Raw genomic sequence first — 1,569 nt, 5'->3', positions numbered from 1 at the left:
TGGCCGCCTCCGCGCTGCTGGTCGCGCGCCATCACCTCGGCCGCGCAGGGCTTGCCCGGCTCAACGCACTGGTTCAGGGCCCGGTCGAACAGCCCGTCCGCGACCGAGGCGAAGCGCATCACCGGCACCCGCTCGCTCGGGCGGTCGAGGGCGAGGTACTCTGCCGTGGCCAGCCCACTGCCAGCTGCCTTGGCCTGCTGCACCCAGCGGTCGAAGCCGGCTCCGTCCACGCCGATCAGCTTGAAGCGCATGTGGGAGTAGCCGGCGCCGGTGTAGTTCCCAGAATAGCCCCAGCTCTCGCCCGGCGCGTTCAGCACCGCATTCAGCTCCGAGCGCATGCCGGGCATGGCGTAGATCATGCCGGCCAGGGTGGGCGCGTAAAAGGTGTTCATCTGGGTGGATGAGGTGATGGAGAAGCGCACCGGCACATCCACCGGCAGCGCCAGCTCGTTCACCGTGGCGATGCCCTGCTCGGGGTAGATGAACAGCCACTTCCAATCCATGGCCACCACCTGCACCTCAAGCGGTCGGGTGCCCGGCGGGACGGGCCGGCCCGGGGCGATCCGGTCGAGCGGGCGGAAGGGGTCGAGCAGGTGCGTGCTCGACCAGGTGATCGCGCCCAGGCAGATAATGATCAGCAGCGGGCAGGACCAGATCACCAGCTCCAGCGAGGTGGAGTGGTCGAATTTGGGATCGTAGTTGGCGCGCGGATTGCCGGCCCGGTAGCGCCAGGCGAAGAGCACCGTGAGCACCATCACGGGGACGATGATCAGCAGCATCAGCCCCGTGGCGATCAGGATCAGGTCGCGCTGCTGGACCGCAATGTCTCCCGTGGGGTTCATCACGACCATGTCGCACCCGGCGAGCATGAGAAGCAGGGGGATCGTGCCCGCACGGGCAAGGCGCCTCGCCGCGGCCGTTGTCTGTTCGCACATGCGAAGCCCATACAGGCAGGCGGTTCCGGCGGACCATTGGACATTTTGTCCAATCCCTCCGGCCGCAGCTTTCGGGCATCAGGTTTCGGATAGCCATACAGTCAGGGAACCGGGCCGTCTCTGGGACCGGGCCGGGATGGGATACGAGCATGAGTGAGGCCACCGCCGCGAGTTCGACCCCGCTGGAGCGTGACGCCCGGCTCGTCACGGCGCGCGAGCACCGGATCGCGCCCGGCGAGATCGCCATCGGCGTGATCATCGGCCGCACGAGCGAGTTCTTCGACTTCTTTGTCTACGCCATCGCCTCCGTGCTCGTCTTCCCGTCTCTGGTCTTCCCCTATGCGGACCCGCTGACGGGCACCCTCTTCTCCTTCGCGATCTTCGCCCTCGCCTTCCTCGCGCGGCCGGTCGGGTCGCTCATCTTCATGGCGGTTGACCGGCACTACGGGCGCGGCGTGAAACTGACGACCGCGCTGTTCCTGCTCGGCGGCTCGACCGCGGCCATCGCCTTCCTGCCGGGGCACCAGCAGATCGGCACCGCCTCGGCGCTGCTGCTGGCGCTCTTCCGGGCGGGCCAGGGCGCGGCCTGGGGCGGCGTGTGGGACGGGCTGCCCTCCCTGCTGGCGCTGAACGC

Annotated in this window: 1 protein-coding gene and 1 pseudogene; one reads left to right on the top strand and one right to left on the bottom strand. The window is 68.5% G+C overall.

Annotated elements, in window-relative coordinates; genetic code table 11:
* A partial coding sequence (gene cyoA, locus FHS87_RS24790; protein ID WP_184522282.1) for a ubiquinol oxidase subunit II occupies positions 1-935 on the bottom strand: 935 nt, incomplete at its 3' end.
* 149 nt (positions 936-1,084) lie between these two features.
* Here cyoA and FHS87_RS24785 point away from each other — a divergent pair.
* Positions 1,085-1,569: pseudogene (locus tag FHS87_RS24785) on the top strand (MFS transporter); the annotation flags it as partial.

It is taken from the genome of Muricoccus pecuniae (assembly GCF_014199205.1).
Classification (GTDB): Bacteria; Pseudomonadota; Alphaproteobacteria; order Acetobacterales; family Acetobacteraceae; genus Roseomonas; species Roseomonas pecuniae.
This window is presented reverse-complemented; position numbering and strand designations above follow the sequence as displayed.